The following is a 17,490-nucleotide window of genomic DNA, read 5'->3' as shown; positions in this document are numbered from 1 at the left end:
CTGGCATGACCTGGCTGACCAGCCTGCCGCTGTGGGTGCAGACCTTTGGCCTGCTCACCCTGTCCAACCTGTTCATGACCGTGGCGTGGTATGGCCACCTGCGCCATCAGGCCGGCCAGGCCTGGTACGTGGCCGCCCTGGTCAGCTGGGGCATCGCGCTCTTCGAGTACCTGCTGCAGGTGCCGGCCAACCGCATCGGCTACGGCGGCGGCTACAGCCTGGCGCAGCTGAAGATCGCCCAGGAGGTGATCACCCTGGCGGTCTTCGTGCCTTTCGCGGTGTTCTACATGGGGCAGCCGCTGAAACTGGACTACCTGTGGGCCGGGCTGTGCCTGCTGGGCGCGGTGTACTTCATCTTCCGGTCCTGAGCGCCCGCTAGAATGCGGATATGACAGGGCGATGACCGCAGTGTGACGGTCACCGCCCCTTTTTGCGCCCGCACCGGGCCAGAGGAGACCCCGATGTTCTTCGGCAAGCTGTTGCCCAAGGAAGGCAACTTTTTCGAACTCTTCAACGAGCATGGCAAATACATCGCCGAGGGGGCCCGCTCCTTCACGTCGATGATCCAGTACTACAGCACGCCCGACCTGCGTGAGAAGTACGCCGCCGAGGTGGACAACGCCGAGCGCGCCGCCGACAAGGTCACGGCCGAGGTCAACCGCCTGCTGCACCGCAGCTTCATCACGCCGATCGACCGCGAGCAGATCCACGGCCTGATCAACGCGATGGACGACATCCTCGACCTGCTGCAGGACTCCTCCGAGGTGATGGCGCTGTACAACGTGCAGAACGTCAACGAGGACGTGATCCGCCTGGGTGACATCTCGCTGAAGTGCTGCGAGCGCGTGCAGCATGCGGTCTCGCTGCTGCCCAAGCTGTCGCAGCCCGAGGTGGCCGAGGCCGCGCTCAAGACCTGCGAGGAGATCGACCGCCTGGAAAGCGACGCCGACCGGGTGATGCGCAGCGCCATGTCCAAGCTCTTCCGCGACGACATCGACGTCAAGGAGCTGATCAAGCTGAAGGCCATCTACGAGCACATGGAGTCGATCTCCGACCGCTGCGAGGATGTCGCCAACCTGATCGAGGGCGTCGTCCTCGAGAACTCCTGAGCGGCCGCGGCCCGGACTTCTCATGGAAGCAGCCCAGATCGCGTTCTGGTTCGTCGTCGTGCTGGTGGCCCTGGCCCTGGCCTTCGACTTCATGAACGGTTTCCACGACGCGGCGAACTCGATCGCCACCGTCGTCTCCACCGGTGTGCTCAAGCCGCAGCAGGCGGTGCTGTTCGCCGCCTTCTTCAACGTCATCGCCATCTCGGTCTTCCACCTCAGCGTGGCCAAGACCATTGGCAAGGGCATCGTCGAGCCTGGCGTGGTCGACCAGCATGTGGTCTTCGGCGCGCTGATCGGCGCCATCACCTGGAACATCATCACCTGGTGGTACGGCATCCCCTCGTCCAGCTCGCACGCGCTGATCGGCGGCATCATCGGTGCGGTCATCACCAAGGCGGGCCTGGGCAAGCTGATCGGCGCCGGCATCGCCAAGACGGTGGTCTTCATCTTCATCTCGCCGGCCCTGGGCTTCGTGCTGGGCTCGCTGATGATGGTGGGCGTGTCCTGGGTGTTCCGGCGCACCGCGCCGATGCGCGTGGACCGCTGGTTCCGGCGTTTCCAGCTGGTCTCGGCCGGCCTGTATTCGCTGGGCCATGGCGGCAACGACGCGCAGAAGACCATCGGCATCATCTGGATGCTGCTGGTGGCCTCGGGCTACGTGGCCGCCTCCGACACGGCACCGCCCGACTGGGTGATCTGGTCGTGCTACATGGCGATCGGCCTGGGCACGATGTTCGGCGGCTGGCGCATCGTCAAGACCATGGGCCAGCGCCTGACCAAGCTCAAGCCGGTGGGCGGCTTCTGTGCCGAGACCGGCGGCGCGCTGACGCTGTTCCTGGCCACTTCGCTGGGCATCCCGGTGTCGACCACCCACACGATCACCGGCGCCATCCTGGGCGTGGGCTCGGTGCGCAACCCGTCGGCGGTGCGCTGGGGCCTGGCCGGCAACATCGTCTGGGCCTGGATCTTCACGATCCCGGCGGCGGCCTTCGTGGCCGGCGTGTTCTACTGGATCAGCACGATGCTGTTCTGAGCCACGCGGTTCGGCGCACAGACAGGGCCTTGCGGGGCCCTGTGTCGTGTCTGGCCCTCAGTCGGCCGCCGGCAGCGTGTCGCCCACACCCAGCGCGCGTTGCATCAGCACCACGTCCAGCCAGCGGCCGAACTTCCAGCCCGAGGCCTTGAGCACGCCGGTGTGCTCGAAACCCAGCCGCCGGTGCACGCCGATCGAGCCGGCATTCGCGCTGTCGCCGATCACCGCCAGCATCTGGCGGGCGCCACGCGCCTCGCACTGGCCCACCAGTTCGGCCAGCAGGGCGGTGCCCACGCCACGGCCCTGGGCCTCGGGAGCCAGGTAGATCGAGTCCTCCAGGCAGAAGCGGTAGGCCAGGCGCGGCCGGAAATGGTTGGCGTAGGCATAGCCCAGCAACGCGCCGTCGGCGCCTGCGGCCACCAGCCAGGGCAGCTGCTTGCCCAGCACGTCGGCGCGGCGGCGGCCCATCTCGGCCAGGTCGGGCGGCTCCAGTTCGAAGGTGCCGGTGCCGTGCAGCACGGCCTGGCCATAGATCGCGGTGATGGCCGGCAGGTCGGCATCGGTGCTGGGGCGGATGAGCAGCTCGGGCATCTCGGTTTGTCAGGTTCGCTGTACAGACCCTATAATCCCATGTTTTCCAGCACCGGCTTGACGGTACCCACGGAGCGTGGTCACCGAGCAGGCGTATCTACGGGGCTGGAGCAGCGTTCGGGTCTGACGTACATCTGCACATCAGGCCCGGGCAACCGGATCAGCCAATCCAGGCGGTGTCTCCCAGGCGCGGCGGTCCACACGAACTGAACATCAAGGAACGACAACATGGTCGTGATTCGTCTGGCCCGCGGTGGCTCCAAGAAGCGCCCCTTCTACAACATCGTCGTCGCCGACTCGCGCGAGCGCCGTGATGGCCGCTTCATCGAGAAGCTGGGCTTCTACAACCCGGTGGCCTCCGAGGGCGAAGAAGCCCTGCGCGTGGCTCAGGACCGCGTGACCTACTGGGTCGGCGTCGGCGCCCAGCCGTCGGACACCGTCTCGCGCCTGATCGCCCAGGCCAAGGCCAAGGTCGCCCCGGCCGCCTGACCGGCCCGGCCGGCCCACCCATCCGCGCATGACGTCGCCTGATGCGGTGAGCTGGCCCGATGACGCGGTCGAGGTCGGCCGCATCATCGACGCCTGGGGCATCAAGGGCGGGTTCAAGGTCCAGCCTTTTTCCGCCGATCCCCAGGCCCTGTTTTCCTCCCGCCGCTGGTTCCTGCAACCGGCGGACGCGGCGCCCGGCAAGGGTGTCGCCGCGGTGCGCGCCGCCAAGCCGGCGCCGCTGCCGGCGCTGCTGAAGATCACCAGCGCCAAGGAACATGGCGAGGTGGTCGTGGCCACCGCCCAGGACATCCCCGACCGCAACGCCGCTGAGGCGCTCAAGGGCGCCCGGGTGTTCGTCTCGCGCCAGAGCTTTCCCACCGCCGACCCCGACGAGTTCTACTGGGTCGACCTGATCGGCCTGCAGGTGCTCAACCGCGAGGGGGCGGTGCTCGGCACCGTCACCGACCTGCTTGAAACCGGGGCCCACTGCGTGCTGCGCGTGCGTCGCCCCGACGCGGCCGCTGATGCGCCGCCCGACGAGGCCGAGCGCCTGATCCCCTTCGTGGCCGCCTATGTCGACGAGGTGGACCTGCCGGGCCGGTGCCTGCTCGTCGACTGGGGCCTGGACTATTGACGATCGGGCCATGCGCTTCGACGTCATCACGCTGTTTCCCGAGCTGTTCACGCCCTTTCTCACGCAGGGCGTGACCCGGCGCGCCTTCGAGTCGGGCCAGGTGGACGTGCGCTGCTGGCCGCTGCGCGATTTCGCCGACGACAACTACCGCCGCGTCGATGACCGTCCCTACGGCGGCGGCCCCGGCATGGTGATGCTCGCCGAGCCGCTGGAGCGCGCGCTGGCCGCGGTGCGCGCCGACCGCGCCGCCCCCGCGCCGGTGATCCACTTCAGCCCCACCGGCCGACGCATCGACCAGGCCCTGCTGCGCGAGATGGCCGGCGGCCCTGGCGCGCTGCTGCTGTGCGGCCGCTACGAAGGGATCGACCAGCGCCTGCTTGACCGCCATGTCGACCTGGAACTGAGCCTGGGCGACTTCGTGCTGTCCGGGGGCGAACTGCCCGCGCTGGCGCTGCTGGACGGCATCGCGCGTCTGCAGGAGGGCGTGCTGGCCGACGCCCGCTCGCACCAGCAGGACAGCTTCGAGGACGGCCTGCTCGACTGCCCGCACTACAGCCGCCCCGAGGTCTGGACGCCCGCTGAGGGCGAGGCCGCCCAGCCGGTGCCGCCCGTGCTGCTGTCCGGCCACCATGCGCAGATCGAGCGCTGGCGCCGCGAGCGCTCGCTGGAACTCACCGCGCGCCGTCGCCCCGACCTGATCGCTGCCGCCCGGGCGGCGGGCCGCCTCAGCGCGGCCGATGAGCGCTTCCTGGCTGCGCTTGGCGCCCAGGGCAACGCCGCGCTATAATCAGCGGCTTTTCGATCCTCTGCCGAGGGACGCATCCATGCACCGCCAGGGATGCACCATCTTTCAACCAGCCCCGGCACGATCACTTCGGAGAAGTCAGTGAACCTGATCCAGACCCTCGAGCAGGAAGAAATTGCTCGTCTTGGCAAGACCATCCCGGCCTTTGCCCCCGGCGACACCGTGATCGTCAGCGTCAACGTCGTCGAAGGCACCCGCAAGCGCGTGCAGGCCTACGAAGGCGTCGTGATCGCCAAGCGCAACCGCGGCCTCAACAGCAGCTTCATCGTGCGCAAGATCTCCAGCGGCGAAGGCGTCGAGCGGACCTTCCAGCTCTACAGCCCGCTGATCGCCTCGATCGAAGTCAAGCGCCGCGGTGACGTCCGCCGCGCCAAGCTGTACTACCTGCGCCAGCGCTCGGGCAAGTCGGCGCGCATCAAGGAAAAGCTGTCCTGATCGCCGGCCTCGCGCCTGCCCCCAAGAAAGCCGCCCCACCGGGGCGGTTTTTTTTCGTCCCGGCGCGGCGCTGCTGGGCAGGGTTCTTGCTGAGTCCTGGGGGCAGTACAGAACAAGAGGACGTCGATGGCCACCCCTTTGCCAGCCCTGGTGCCGGTCGCGCAACTCAGCGCCGGCGACACCGCCTGGATGATCAGCGCCACCACGCTGGTGCTGCTGATGAGCCTGCCAGGCCTGGCGCTGTTCTACGCCGGCATGGTGCGGCGCAAGAACGTGCTGGGCACCCTGGCGCAGGTGCTGGCCATCGCCGCCCTGGTGAGCCTGCTGTGGTTCGCCATCGGCTACAGCCTGGCCTTCGGCCCTGGTGATGGGTGGATCGGCGACTGGCGCCACCCCTGGATGGCCAGCCTGCGCGTGGACAAGCCACAGGGCCTGGCCAGCGTGCACCCGCTGATGCCCTCGGTGCCCGAGGCGGTGTTCGCGATGTTCCAGCTCAGCTTTGCCGTCATCACGCCCGCACTGATCGTGGGCGCGGTGGCCGAACGCATGCGCTTCGCCGCCCTGTTGTGGTTCAGCGCACTGTGGTCGCTGGGCGTCTATGCGCCGCTGGCCCACTGGGTCTGGTCGCCCGAGGGCTGGCTGGCGCAGCGCGGCGCACTGGACTTCGCCGGTGGCACCGTGGTCCACCTCAACGCCGGCGTGGCCGGCCTGGTGGCGGCCTGGTGGCTGGGCCCGCGCCAGGGTTGGGGGCGCGAGGCCCTGACCCCCTCGCACCTGGGCCAGACGATGACCGGCGCGGCGCTGCTGTGGGTGGGCTGGATCGGCTTCAATGCCGGCTCGGCCGGGGCCGCCGATGCCCGCGCCGCCATGGCCATGCTGGCCACGCAACTGGCCGGGGCCGCCGGCGCGCTGGGCTGGATGGGGGCCGAATGGACGCTGCGCCGCACGCCCACGCTGCTGGGCCTGTGCAGCGGCGTGGTGGCCGGCCTGGTCGCGGTGACGCCGGCCTCGGGCTTCGTCGGCCCCGGCAACGCGGTGCTGATCGGCGCGGTGGCGGGTCTGGCGGGCCTGTGGGGCGCCACCGGTCTGAAACGCCTGCTGGGCGTGGACGACTCGCTGGACGTGTTCGGCGTGCACGGCATCGGTGGCCTGGTCGGTGCACTGCTGACCGGCGTGCTGGCCGAGCCGCTGGTGGGCGGCGTCAGCGGTTCGCTGGCGGCGCAGGCCACCGCCGCGGGCGCCACGCTGCTCTACAGCGGCGTCGCCACCGCGTTCCTGCTGTGGCTGGTCGACGCCCTGGTCGGCCTGCGCCTGACACCCGACCAGGAGCGGCTGGGGCTGGATCTGGCCCAGCACGGCGAACGCATCGACTGACCCACGACCCGGGAGTGACCCATGTTGGAGAGCGAGAAGCTGGCCCTGGCGGCCCATCTGCACGTGGTGCTGCGCCGCCATGTCGGCCGCGTCACCGACGTCGAATGGCTGGTTCGCGATGCCGCCTACGCGCAGGAGATCATCGCGCTGGCGCGGGCCAGCGGCCAGGCCGACTGTGTCGAGCGCGCCAACCGCCTGGCCGAGGCCCTGTTCCCGCCGCCACCGCCCGCCGCGCCGGTGCGGCCGGCCGCCACGCCCAGCAGCCCGCTGGGCGTGGCGATGCGGCGCTACGTGGGCAGCCTGCGCTGACGGGGCGAGCCGCCTATCATGGCCGGGCATGAACGCGCCGCCGACCCGACCCAGCCGCCTGATCCGCGACCCCCGCGCCATCCCGGTCCTGTCCACCGACGCCCATCTGCCGGCGATCGATCCGGCGCGGCTGCAGCCTGCGCTGTTGCGCCAGCGCCTGGCGGGCGCCCATGAACGCGTCGCTCCGATCGCGGGCGACGGCAACCGCCACGACCTGCACTTCGACCGCGAACCCACGCCCGCCGCGGTGCTGGTGCCGCTGGTGCCGCGGCCGCACGGGCTGTCGGTGCTGCTGACCGAGCGCACCGCCCACCTGCACGACCATGCCGGCCAGGTCAGCTTTCCCGGCGGCCGCACCGACCCCGAGGACGCCGACGCGGTGGCCACCGCGCTGCGCGAGGCCCACGAGGAGGTGGGCCTGGGCGCCGAGCGGATCGAGGTCATCGCCCGCCTGCCCACCTACACCACGGTCACCCGCTACGTGGTGACGCCGGTGGTCGGCCTGGTCGACCCGGACCACCAGCTGGCGCTGGACGCCTTCGAGGTGGCCGAGGCCTTCGAGGTGCCGCTGGCCTTTCTGATGAACCCGGCGCACCACCGGCGCCACCGCTTCGAGGCGGCGCCCGGCGTCTGGCGCGAGTTCCTGTCCATGCCCTGGTCGCCCGACCCGGCGGGCCAGCCCGACCGCTTCTTCATCTGGGGCGCCACAGCCGCGATGCTGCGCAATCTCTACCACCTGCTGGCCGACGATTGAGCCGCCAACGCTGGGTATCATCGCCAGCGTGAGTTTCTTCGCCGTCCTCTTCGCGCTGGTGCTTGAGCAGATCAAGCCGCTGCCGCGCGACAACTGGGTCCATGACACGCTGGCCGACTGGGTCGGCTGGACCGGGCGCAATTTCGACGCCGGCCAGCCCCAGCACGCGCGCATCGTCTGGGTGGTGACGGTCATCGTGCCGGCCCTGCTGGCCTGGGCGCTGCACTGGGTGCTGGCCACCTACATCAGCTTCTTCCTGGCGCTGGCCTTCGATGTGCTGGTGATCTACCTGACGCTGGGTTTTCGCCAGTTCAGCCACTACTTCACCGACATCCGCGAGGCGCTGGAGAAGGGCGACGAGGACGGCGCCCGCCGCCTGCTGGCCGAATGGCGCCACCTGGATGCGTCCGAGCTGCCGCGCACCGAACTGCTGCGCCACGTGCTGGAACACGCACTGCTGGCCGCGCACCGCCATGTCTTCGGCGTGTTCTTCTGCTACGTGGTGCTGGCGGCGCTGGGCCTGGGCCCGGCCGGCGCGGTGCTCTACCGCATGGCCGAGTTCGGCAGCCGCTACTGGGCCTTCAAGAGCCACCACCTGGGCGTGCCGGTGAATGACAACCTGCGCGAGCTGTCCCAGCGCGCCTTCAACCTGATCGACCATGTGCCGGCCCGCCTCACCGCCTTCGGCTTCGCGGTGGTGGGCAACTTCGAGGATGCGGTGGCCGGCTGGCGCCGCGACGCCGGCCTGTGGAAGCACGCCAACGAGGGCATCATCCTCGCGGCGGCGGCCGGTGCGGTGGGCGTGCAGCTGGGCGGCGCGGCCGCCCCGGGCGTGACGCCTGACCGCAGCCGCACCTTCGCCAGCGGCGACACCGACGCCACCGACGCCACCGGCTCCACCCCCGGCCTGCCGCCCGAACTGGGCCACCTGGGCAGCCTGGTCGGTCTGGTCTGGCGCTCGGTGGTGCTGTGGATGCTGCTGCTGGCGCTGCTGAAGCTGGCCAATCTGCTGGGTTGAGAACCCCGCGGAATGCGGGCCACGTGCCGCCGTGGCTTGTCCAGGGTCAAGCTGAACAGGTGGTCGCCCACCACAGAATCGACAGGTCTCGCCTGTGATCCTGTGCCGCCGTGAACGCTGATGCCGCCCCCCGCACCGACTGGCACGCCCTGCCACCGGCGGCCGCACTGCAGCAGCTGGGCACCGACGCCGAACTGGGCCTGAGCGCCGAGGACGCGGCGCGCCGCCTGACCGTGCATGGCCCCAACACGCTGCCCGAGCCCAGCACGCGCCCGTACTGGGCGATCTTCCTGCGCCAGCTGCGCAGTCCCTTGATCGCCATCCTGGGCGTCGCCGCTGGGCTGGCGCTGGCGATGGGTCACCTGGGTGATGCGGCGGTGATCGTGGTGGTGGTGCTGATCAACGGCCTGCTGGGCAGCCTGCAGGAGGGGCGTGCCGAGCGCTCGATGGCGGCGCTGCGCCAGCTGGCCGCGGTGCAGGTGCGGGTCTGGCGCGACGGCGCCGAGCAGTTGGCGCCGGCCCATGCGCTGGTGCCGGGCGATGTGCTGTTGCTGGCCGCGGGCGATGCGGTCGCGGCCGACGCACGGCTGCTGGAGGCCGTGCGGCTGCAGGTGGCCGAGGCCGCCCTGACCGGCGAATCGGTGCCGGTGACCAAGACCGTGGCCGCCGTGCCCGAAGCCAGTGCGCTGGCCGACCGCCACTGCATGCTGCACGCCGGCACGCTGGTCACCGCCGGCCGCGCCCGGGCGCTGGTGGTGGCCACCGGGCGGCACACCGAGATCGGCCGCATCGCCGGCCTGACCCAGCGTGCCCAGGAGCCGCCCACGCCGCTGGAGCAACGGCTGGAGCGCTTTGGCCGCGCGCTGACGCTGGCGGCGCTGGGCCTGTTCGCGCTGGTGATGGCGCTGGGCCTGTGGCGCGACATGCCGCTGGCCGAGGTGCTGATGGTGGCGATCAGCCAGATGGTGTCGATGGTGCCCGAGGGCCTGCCGGTGGCCATGACCATCGCGCTGGCGGTGGGCATGCAGCGCATGGCCGCCCGCGGCGCCATCATCCGCCGACTGGCGGCGGTGGAGACGCTGGGTTCGACCACGGTGATCTGCAGTGACAAGACCGGCACGCTCACCCGCAACGAGATGACCGTGGTCGCGCTGTGGCTGCCGGGGGACACGGGCGGCCAGCGTCTGCAGGTGCAGGGCAGCGGCTACGCCCCGCAGGGCACGCTGTTGGCGGCAGACGGGCCCGTGCAGGCCACAGCGCTGCCGGATCTGCATGCGCTGCTGCGTGCCGCGGTGCTGTGCAACGACGCCCAGCTGCTGCCGCCCGCCGATGGCGCAGCCTGGCGCATCGTCGGCGACCCCACCGAGGGCGCGCTGCTGACACTGGCCGCCAAGGCCGGTCTGGACGTGGACACCACCCGCGCCGCCACACGCCGGCTGGCCGAGCAGCCCTTTGACGCCGACACCCAGCGCATGGCCACGCTGCACCCCGGGCCCGATGGCCGCGCCCAATGGCTGATCAAGGGCTCGCCGGAGGCCGTGCTGCGCCTGTGCGGCGCCGAGCGCCCGGCGACGCTGCAGGCCGCGCGCGCCCAGGCCGAGGCGCTGGCCGGCCAGGCGCTGCGGGTGCTGGCGCTGGCGGTGATCGACGCCGTCGATCCGCAGGCCCCGTCTGCGGTGGATGACTCCGACCTGGTGGCGCGGGGCCGCCTGCTCGGCCTGGTCGGCCAGATCGACCCGCCGCGCGAGGCCGCGCCCGCCGCGGTGGCCGCCTGCCAGGCCGCGGGCATCCGCCCGGTGATGGTCACCGGCGACCACAAGCTGACCGGCCTGGCGATCGCGCGCACGCTGGGCATCGCCGGCCTCGACGACCGCGCCGTCGACGGCCCCGAGCTCGAGCGCATGGGCGAGGCCGAACTGCTGGACGCGCTGCCGGCCATCGCTGTCTTCGCCCGCGTGCAGCCGGCACAGAAGCTGCGCATCGTCGAGGCGCTGCAGGCCCGCGGCGAGGTGGTGGCCATGACCGGCGACGGCGTGAATGACGCGCCGGCGCTGGCCCGCGCCGACGTGGGCGTGGCCATGGGCCGCAGCGGCACCGAGGTGGCCAAGAGCGCCGCACGCATCGTCATCACCGACGACGACTTCGCCACCCTGGTGCATGCGGTGGCGCAGGGCCGGGTGGTCTATGCCAACCTGAAGAAGGTCATCCTCTACCTGTTCGCCACCTCGGTGGACGAGGTCATCCTGCTGCTGCTGTGCCTGGTGGCCGGCCTGCCGCTGCCGCTGGTGGCGGTGCAGATCCTGTGGATCAACATCGTCACCGAGGGCACGCTGACCGTGAACCTGGTCATGGACCCGGCCGATGGCGACGAGATGCGCCGTGCGCCCACCGCACGCGATGAGGCCCTGTTCGACCGCCGCATGCTGCTGCGCGCCGCCCTGATGGCCCTCAGCGCGGCGGCGGTGGCCTTCGTGTGGTTCCAGTGGCGGCTGGGCGTGGGGATAGCGCTGGAGCAGGCCCGCACCGAGGTGTTCACCCTGGTGGCGCTGACCCAGTGGTTCAACATGCTGAGCTGCCGCAGCGCCACCCTCAGCGTCTTCAGCCGCCGGGCGCTGCACAACCGCTGGCTGGCCGCCGGGCTGGGCCTGAGCGTGGTGCTGCAGGCCGCGGTGCTCTACCTGCCGGCAATGAATGCGCTGTTCCACACCGTGCCGCTGGACGGCAGCACGCTGCCGGTGCTGCTGGCGCTGGCGGCCCTGGTGCTGGGGGTGGAAGAGGCCCGCAAGCGACTGATGCGCCGCTGATCGGCAGGCGCCTGGCGGACGGCCACGCCGGCCGTGGCGGCACAATCAGGGCGTTCATCACCACCAAGAACAGGGAGACTCACCCATGATCCGAATCGACCGGGCCGCTGGCCTGGCGCTGCTGTGCGCCCTCGCGCTGCCGGCGCCCGCCCAGGGGCTGCCCGCCTGGCTGGTCGAGGCCCAGGCCCGCGAAGCCCGCCTGCCCGCACCGGTGCCGCTGAGCAGCGAGGATGGCTGGCTGCGCACCCAGGTCCAGGGCCGGGTGGACCGCAAGCCGGTGCTGCAGGACGAGGGCTATGCCTTCAGCATCGTGGTGGACGACACGCTGACCGTGCATTGCGAAGTGGCCCGCGAGGCGCGTGATCTGGCGCGGCTGCTGGTCGTGTCCTCCGAAGCCGGTTTCGCCCAGGTCGCGAAGTCCATGGGCTCGGTCGAGGCGCGGGTGATTGAACGCACCGCCGCCGGCGCCGTCGGGCCCCATGCCTTCCTGGGCCTGCAGTGGATCTACCGGGTGACGCAGAAAGGCGAGCAGCGGGTCGGCGCCTTGCACCAGTTCGCCGCCAACGTGGGCGATGCAGCGCTCCTCTGCGCGCACGATCAGGTGGGCTACGCCAAGACCTTCGAGACCCTGACGCGCACGCTGACCAGCGCCCTGCGCACCGGCGACGCCGAGCCGCCTGCGCCGCGCTTCCGGGAGATCGTCACCTTCAGTGTCGACGGTGCACCGGTGGGTGTGACCACGACCTCGTTCAGTGTCGACGCCGATGGGGACACCCAGCTGGTCAGCCGCGGTTCGACGATCCTGCAGATCACGCCGGGCCGACTGGTGTCCGAGGACAGCTTTGCGGTGGAGTGGGTGCGCCCCGACGGCAGCCTGATCAATGCCGCGCAGTTCAAGGCCGCCAACGGCGAGCTCAGCCACAACCTGACGCTCAAGCGGGCCGACGGCGTCTGGCGCGCCAGCGGCAGTCTCGACGGCAAATCGATCGACCTGGCCTTGTCGGGTGAGCCGGCGTCCCAGGTCGCGCAGGCCCTGGCACGGCGCCAACTGATGGCCCGTGCCGACGCGGTGGGTGCCAGCACCGAGGCCATGAACTGGAGCGGGGTGGACCCGACCCGCCTGATCAAGGCGCGCGCCACGGTACTGGCGGCCCAGGGCGCGGACGCGTTCTCGGTGCGCGAGGAACTGGGTGAGATCGCGATGGAGATGGTGCTCGACCGCCGCACCGGCACCCTGCTCAGCGGCCGCATGCCGATCGGTCCGCGGACGATGAGCTTCCAGCGCATCTACACCGAGGGCAGCTTCTGATGCGCCGCCGCCACCCGGCGTACCGTGGGGCGTCGGCGGCATCGCGGGTGGGCGCCGTGTTCGTCAGCCTGTGCGCGGTCGGGGGGGCCCTGTGGCCCGTGTCGGGCCAGGCCCAGGTGTTTGCCTCGATCCCGGTGGAGGCCTCAGCAGTCGCCGCGCCGCCCGCCAGCGGGTCGGCGGTGCGGGTGCGCGTGCAGGCGGCCGATGCCGCCGCGCTGGCGCGCTTCCTGGGGCGGCCCGAGGGCGAGGACACGCGGCAAGGCCATGTGGTGCTCACGCTGGCGCCCGGCCGGCAGGCGGACCTGGACGTCGCGCTCGACGCCCTGGCCGCGTCCTTCATCATCGACCACGCCGACCCGGCGGTGCAGCAGCTCAAGGCGCAATTGCTGCAGCAGCGGCCCGGCGAGCCGGTGGACGGCGCGCGCGTCGTGGCCTTCGTGGCCAGCGTGATGCGCTCGGAGCCGGCCCAGACACCCTACGCCTCTGCGGTGGCCCGCAACCTGCGCGGCGACTGCACCGAGCACGCGCTGCTCAGCGCCGCGCTGGCGCGCGCGCTGGGCATTCCGGCACGCGTGGTCCATGGCGCGGTGCTGGTGGTGGTGAACGGGCAATGGCAGGGTTATGGCCATGCCTGGATCCAGACCCAGGAATCGGGCCAGTGGGTGCTGCGCGACAGCGCGCTGTGGAGCGAGCCCGGGCCGATCTACTACCTGCCCAGCCTGGTGCTGAGCAATGAAGGGCCTGGCCACCGACTGTCCCTGCTGCAGGGCCTGGCCCGGCTGCCCAGCCGCATCGAGGTGCTGGGCCTGGCACAGGACCCTGGCGGCCGCTGAGCAGTCCTAGCCCTTGCGCTGCCCCGCCTCCAGCTCGTCCCACAGCCCGGCATACAGCCGGTAGCGGGTGGCGGCGATCTCGCCGCGATCGGCCGCGTCACGCACGCCGCAGCCGGGTTCGTGGCGGTGGGTGCAGTTGTAGAAGCGGCACGCGCCCAGGTGCTGGCGCAGATCGGGCATCAGCTCGGCCAGGCGCTGCGGCGTGATGTGCATCAGGCCGAACTCCTGGAAGCCGGGCGAATCGAGGATCGCGCCGCGGCCGTCCAGGCCCGACGCGGTCTCGTCCAGCCAGTACCAGCGGGTGGTGGTGGTGGTGTGCTTGCCGGAGTTCAGCGCCTGCGAGACCTCCTGCGTCTCGGCCTGCGCGCTGGGCACCACCAGGTTGATCAGCGTGCTCTTGCCCATGCCGCTGGCGCCCAGCACCAGCGTGGCGCGGCCGGCCAGCAGTGGCGCCAGCGTGGCGCGGGCCTCGTCGGGGCGGGTCTTCAGCGCGGTCTCGTGCAGCGTGTAGCCCATGGCGGCGTAGGGCCGCAGGCGCTCGCGCGCGGTGGCGGCCTGCGGCACATCCACCTTGTTGAGCAGCAGCGTGGCCGGGATGCCGGCGTCCTCGGTGGCGATCAGCGCGCGGGTGAGCTGGCTTTCGCTGAACATCGGCTCACCGGCCAGCACCACCAGCAGCTGGTCGATGTTGGCGGCAAAGCTCTTGTGGCGCCACTCGTCCTGGCGCATCAGCAGGTTGCGGCGCGGCTCGATCGCCTCGATCACGCCCTCGTCGCCAGCGCGTTGCCAGCGCACCCGGTCGCCCACCACGCAGGCGCTCTTCTTCCCGCGTGGGTGGGCGATCAGCCGCTGGCCTTCCGGGGTCTCGATCATCACGTGGCGGCCGTGGCTGCCCACCACCAGCGCCAGATCCAGCTCGGCGCGCGCCACCATCAGTCGTGCTTCTGCATGGCCGCGAGCCGCTCGCTGGCCGGCGGGTGCGAGTAGTGGAAGCGCACGTACAGCGGATCAGGGGTCAGCGTGCTGGCGTTGTCCTGGTAGAGCTTGAGCAGCGCCGACGACAGCTCGCGCGCGCTGGTCTGCTGGCAGGCGTAGGCGTCGGCCTGGAACTCGGCGCCGCGCGAATGCACCGCCATCAGCGGCCCGATGAAGAAGGTGAAGCAGGGCGAGGCCAGCAGGAACAGCAGCAGCGCCAGGCCGTCGTTGGCCGCGGCCAGGTTGGGCTGCACCCCCAGGCCCACATAGAAGCCGGTCTGGCCCGCCAGCCAGCCCAGCAGCGCCAGGGCCGCGAAGGACAGGCCGAACATCATCAGCATGCGCTGCTGGATGTGGCGGTGGTGGAAGTGGCCCAGCTCGTGGGCCAGCACCGCCTCGATCTCGTCGGTGTTCAGGCGCGCCAGCAGCGTGTCATAAAAGACCACGCGCTTGGACTTGCCCAGGCCGCCGAAGTAGGCGTTGCCGTGGGCGCTGCGGCGGCTGCCGTCCATCACGAAGAAGCCCTTGCTCTGGAAGCCGCAGCGCTGCATCAGCGATTGCACCCGCTGCGCCAGGCCGGTGTCGTCCAGCGGCTTGAACTGGTTGAACAGCGGCGCGATCCAGATCGGGTAGATCACCTGCATCAGCAGCGCAAAGCCGGTCCACAGGCACCAGGCCCACAGCCACCACCAGCCGCCCGAGGCGCCCATCACCCACAGCACCGCGGCCAGCAGCGGGCCGCCGATCAGCACGCCCACCAGCACCCCCTTGGCCTGGTCGGCCAGCCACAGGCCCAGGCTGCTGCGGTTGAAGCCGAAGCGCTGCTCCAGCCGGAAGGTGCGCCACCACGACAGCGGCAGGTCCAGCAGGCCGCTGATCACGCTGAAACCGGCGAACAGCGCCAGCTGGTAGGCCAGGTCGCCCCAGCGCGCTTGCACGGCGTCACGCACCCATGCGTTCAGCGCGTCCAGCCCGCCCAGCAGCGTCCAGCCCAGCAGCACCACGCCGCCGAAGCCATCCACCAGCAGGCTGAAGCGGGCCTTGGCGATGGTGTAGTCGGCGGCCTTCTGATGGGCCTCGGGCGTGATGCGCCCCGCGAAGGCCTCGGGCACGCGGTCACGGTGCGCGGCCACGTGGCGGATCTGCCGGGTGGTCAGCCAGAAGCCCACGCTGAGCGAGGCGAGCAGGAAGGCGCAGAACAGCGCGGTGACGGTGCCGGCGTGCAGGGACAGGGACATCCCGGCAGTGTATGTTGTCGGACAATCAGCGGCTGGACCTGCCCCGAGATGACCATGACCGACACCGCCCCCGTGCTCGCCAAGAGCGAGCAGAACCTGATCTGGATCGACCTGGAGATGACCGGCCTGAAGCCGGAGTCCGACCGCATCATCGAGATCGCGGTGGTCGTCACCGACCCCAGCCTGAGCATCCGAGTCGAGGGCCCGGTGTTCGCCATCCACCAGAGCGATGCCGTGCTCGACGGCATGGACGCCTGGAACAAGGGCACCCACGGCAAGAGCGGCCTGATCGACCGCGTCAAGGCCAGCGAGGTCTCCGAGGCCGACGCCGAGGCCCGCGTGATCGAGTTCCTGGCCCAGTACGTGCCCGCCGGCAAGAGCCCGATGTGCGGCAACAGCATCTGCCAGGACCGCCGCTTCCTGGCCAAGGACATGAAGGGCCTGGAGGCCTACTTCCACTACCGCAACCTGGATGTCTCCACGCTGAAGGAGCTGGCCAAGCGCTGGAACCCGGCGGCACTGGAGGGCCTGGTCAAGGCCAACAAGCACACCGCGCTGGCCGACATCCACGAGTCGATCGACGAGCTGGCGCACTACCGCAGCACCTTCCTGAAGGTCTGAACAAGGGGGCGGCCCCTTGAAACCGCGCCGGGCTGCCACGATCTGCCAGGGTCTGCCGCTTTTCGACCCTGCCATGAACCCTCGTTCGCTGGTTCCTCTGCTGACCGCCGGCCTGCTGGCCCTGACCCCCGCCTGGGCCCGCGAGCCCGCCGCGCCGCGCGCCGTCACGCCGCGCGGTCCGCTGCTGGCGCAGGAGCAGCAGGTGGTCAACCTGTTCGAGTCCACCGCGCCCTCGGTGGCCTACATCACCACCGAGGTGGTGCAGATGAACGGCTTCTTCCTGCGACCCGAGGTCAGCCAGGGCGCCGGCAGCGGATTCGTCTGGGATGCCAGCGGCCACGTGGTGACCAACAACCATGTGGTCGAGGACGCGCGCCGGGTCTTCGTGCAACTGGATGCCGGCAACCCGATCGAGGCCACGCTGGTCGGCCGCTCGCCCGAGTACGACCTGGCGGTGGTCAAGCTCAGCCGCGTGCCCAAGGACCTGCGGCCGATCCCGCTGGGCAGCTCGCGCGAGCTGCGGCCCGGCCAGACGGTTTACGCGATCGGCAACCCCTTCGGCCTGCAGCGCACGCTGACGCAAGGCCTGATCAGCGCGCTTGACCGCGAACTGCCCACCACCGACTACCGCGAGGTGGCCGGCGTGATCCAGACCGATGCGGCCATCAACCCCGGCAACTCCGGCGGCCCGCTGCTTGACAGCGCCGGCCGGCTGATCGGCGTGAACACCGCGATCCGTTCGGCCTCGGGCTCGTCGGCGGGCATCGGCTTTGCCATCCCGGCCGACCTGGTCAACCGCGTGGTGCCGGCGCTGATCAGCCGCGGTCGCGCGCCGCTGCCCAGCATCGGCATCGCACCGGTGCGTCCTGATCTGGTGGCGCGCGCCGGCCTGTCCGGCGTGGTGATCGCCGACGTGGTGCGCGGCAGCCCCGCGCACGATGCCGGCCTGAAGGGGCTGGATCGCCGCACCGGCGAAGTGGGCGACATCATCGTCGCCGTCAACGGCAAACGGATCACCTCGCTGTCGGGCTTCGTCGGCGAGCTGGACAAGGCGGGTGTCGACAACACCGCCGAGCTCACCGTGCTGCGCGGCGACCAGGAGCGCCGGCTGCGGGTGAAGGTGGTCGACGGGGTGCGCTGAGGCACCCCCTCGCGCGGG

19 protein-coding genes are annotated in these 17,490 nt (G+C 70.8%); 16 read left to right on the top strand and 3 right to left on the bottom strand.

The genetic code is table 11. The features are described from left to right. Positions 1-5: 5 nt before the first annotated feature. From KAK07_RS21735 to KAK07_RS21725, 3 genes are all read left to right on the top strand, one after another. Positions 6-368 carry a DMT family protein gene (locus KAK07_RS21735; RefSeq protein ID WP_210856513.1) on the top strand — a complete coding sequence of 121 codons (363 nt, stop codon included), beginning with the start codon at positions 6-8 and terminating at the stop codon, positions 366-368. Between the two features lie 93 nt (positions 369-461). Beyond that, complete coding sequence (locus tag KAK07_RS21730; protein WP_210856514.1) at positions 462-1,109, top strand: DUF47 domain-containing protein; 648 nt, start codon at positions 462-464, stop codon at positions 1,107-1,109. A gap of 22 nt (positions 1,110-1,131) precedes the next feature. Continuing rightward, entirely contained in the window at positions 1,132-2,142 is a 1,011-nt protein-coding gene (locus KAK07_RS21725; protein ID WP_210856515.1) for an inorganic phosphate transporter, read from the top strand. Positions 2,143-2,199: 57 nt separating this feature from the next. Here KAK07_RS21725 and KAK07_RS21720 read toward each other — a convergent pair whose 3' ends face one another. Continuing rightward, positions 2,200-2,733 carry a GNAT family N-acetyltransferase gene (locus KAK07_RS21720; RefSeq protein WP_210856516.1) on the bottom strand — a complete coding sequence of 178 codons (534 nt, stop codon included), beginning with the start codon at positions 2,731-2,733 and terminating at the stop codon, positions 2,200-2,202. Positions 2,734-2,961: 228 nt separating this feature from the next. Here KAK07_RS21720 and rpsP point away from each other — a divergent pair, with 228 nt between their 5' ends. The 11 genes from rpsP to KAK07_RS21665 all read left to right on the top strand — a co-directional run bounded on the left by rpsP (position 2,962) and on the right by KAK07_RS21665 (position 13,497). Beyond that, positions 2,962-3,222: a 30S ribosomal protein S16 gene (gene rpsP / locus KAK07_RS21715; RefSeq protein WP_210856517.1), complete on the top strand. Its 261-nt coding sequence runs from the start codon at positions 2,962-2,964 to the stop codon at positions 3,220-3,222. 28 nt (positions 3,223-3,250) lie between these two features. Beyond that, entirely contained in the window at positions 3,251-3,856 is a 606-nt protein-coding gene (gene rimM / locus KAK07_RS21710; RefSeq protein WP_210856518.1) for a ribosome maturation factor RimM, read from the top strand. A gap of 10 nt (positions 3,857-3,866) precedes the next feature. Beyond that, entirely contained in the window at positions 3,867-4,643 is a 777-nt protein-coding gene (gene trmD / locus KAK07_RS21705; protein WP_210856519.1) for a tRNA (guanosine(37)-N1)-methyltransferase TrmD, read from the top strand. Positions 4,644-4,742: 99 nt separating this feature from the next. After that, a complete protein-coding gene (gene rplS, locus KAK07_RS21700) occupies positions 4,743-5,096 on the top strand; it encodes a 50S ribosomal protein L19 (protein ID WP_210803402.1) in 354 nt (117 codons plus the stop codon). A 126-nt stretch (positions 5,097-5,222) separates the two neighbouring features. Beyond that, positions 5,223-6,470 carry an ammonium transporter gene (locus KAK07_RS21695; protein WP_210863196.1) on the top strand — a complete coding sequence of 416 codons (1,248 nt, stop codon included), beginning with the start codon at positions 5,223-5,225 and terminating at the stop codon, positions 6,468-6,470. Between the two features lie 21 nt (positions 6,471-6,491). Beyond that, positions 6,492-6,779 (top strand): hypothetical protein, encoded by a 288-nt coding sequence (locus KAK07_RS21690; protein WP_210856521.1) that lies wholly within the window; start codon positions 6,492-6,494, stop codon positions 6,777-6,779. Between the two features lie 28 nt (positions 6,780-6,807). Then, on the top strand, positions 6,808-7,533 hold the full coding sequence (locus KAK07_RS21685; RefSeq protein ID WP_210856522.1) for a CoA pyrophosphatase: 726 nt from the start codon (positions 6,808-6,810) through the stop codon (positions 7,531-7,533). Positions 7,534-7,561: 28 nt separating this feature from the next. After that, positions 7,562-8,551, top strand: coding sequence for a CobD/CbiB family protein (locus KAK07_RS21680; RefSeq protein WP_210856523.1), 990 nt, complete (start codon positions 7,562-7,564; stop codon positions 8,549-8,551). Positions 8,552-8,661: 110 nt separating this feature from the next. After that, a complete protein-coding gene (locus KAK07_RS21675; protein WP_310740758.1) occupies positions 8,662-11,355 on the top strand; it encodes a cation-translocating P-type ATPase in 2,694 nt (897 codons plus the stop codon). 85 nt (positions 11,356-11,440) lie between these two features. Then, the gene (locus KAK07_RS21670) at positions 11,441-12,664 is read left to right on the top strand and encodes a hypothetical protein (protein WP_210863194.1); all 1,224 of its coding nucleotides are present in this window, start codon (positions 11,441-11,443) and stop codon (positions 12,662-12,664) included. After that, on the top strand, positions 12,664-13,497 hold the full coding sequence (locus tag KAK07_RS21665) for a transglutaminase domain-containing protein (RefSeq protein ID WP_210863192.1): 834 nt from the start codon (positions 12,664-12,666) through the stop codon (positions 13,495-13,497). Before KAK07_RS21670 ends, KAK07_RS21665 begins: the two co-directional genes overlap by 1 nt. A 6-nt stretch (positions 13,498-13,503) precedes the next feature. On the opposite strand, the gene rsgA is transcribed toward KAK07_RS21665, so the two are convergent. Beyond that, positions 13,504-14,430, bottom strand: coding sequence for a ribosome small subunit-dependent GTPase A (gene rsgA, locus KAK07_RS21660; protein ID WP_210863190.1), 927 nt, complete (start codon positions 14,428-14,430; stop codon positions 13,504-13,506). Next, on the bottom strand, positions 14,430-15,710 hold the full coding sequence (locus tag KAK07_RS21655) for a M48 family metallopeptidase (protein ID WP_210863188.1): 1,281 nt from the start codon (positions 15,708-15,710) through the stop codon (positions 14,430-14,432). Before KAK07_RS21655 ends, rsgA begins: the two co-directional genes overlap by 1 nt. Positions 15,711-15,764: 54 nt before the next feature. Here KAK07_RS21655 and orn point away from each other — a divergent pair, with 54 nt between their 5' ends. Both orn and KAK07_RS21645 read left to right on the top strand, forming a co-directional pair. Continuing rightward, complete coding sequence (gene orn / locus KAK07_RS21650) at positions 15,765-16,331, top strand: oligoribonuclease (RefSeq protein ID WP_210856528.1); 567 nt, start codon at positions 15,765-15,767, stop codon at positions 16,329-16,331. Between the two features lie 73 nt (positions 16,332-16,404). After that, on the top strand, positions 16,405-17,472 hold the full coding sequence (locus tag KAK07_RS21645; RefSeq protein ID WP_210856529.1) for a S1C family serine protease: 1,068 nt from the start codon (positions 16,405-16,407) through the stop codon (positions 17,470-17,472). Positions 17,473-17,490 lie beyond the last annotated feature (18 nt).

It is taken from the genome of Ideonella alba (assembly GCF_018069875.1).
GTDB classification, from domain to species: domain Bacteria; phylum Pseudomonadota; class Gammaproteobacteria; order Burkholderiales; family Burkholderiaceae_C; genus Ideonella; species Ideonella alba.
The sequence above is the reverse complement of the archived record's forward strand: the minus strand, read 5'-3'. Positions and strand labels throughout refer to the sequence as shown.